The sequence below is a fragment of the Paenibacillus xylanexedens genome, from assembly GCF_007676705.1.
Classification (GTDB): Bacteria; Bacillota; Bacilli; order Paenibacillales; family Paenibacillaceae; genus Paenibacillus; species Paenibacillus xylanexedens_C.
This window is the reverse complement of sequence record NZ_VEBF01001020.1, coordinates 1-215: the sequence shown is the minus strand read 5'-3', so window position 1 is coordinate 215 and position 215 is coordinate 1. Positions and strand designations below refer to the sequence as shown.

Sequence of the window (215 nt, the reverse complement as noted above, 5' to 3'; positions counted from 1 at the left end):
ATGAGGCAATGAAGGAGCAATGGAACGCGATTGTCAACGAGATGGTAGTTGAAGGGAGAGGAGAGGGTAGGGTGAAGGGAGTGAGGTTTATGGTGAAGGATGTGTTTGGGGTAGGTGAGATTAGAAATGGGGGGGGTAATGGATGTTGGGTGGAGAGGGATGGGGGGGGGGGGGAAGAGGCGGAAAGGCTGAACCTGGTATTGGAGGAAGGAGGT

The 215-nt window shown here is 54.0% G+C and carries 1 pseudogene; it reads left to right on the top strand.

Annotated features, from left to right (window positions below):
* Positions 1–8: 8 nt before the first annotated feature.
* Positions 9–215, top strand: a pseudogene (locus tag FS628_RS32510) (amidase); the annotation flags it as partial.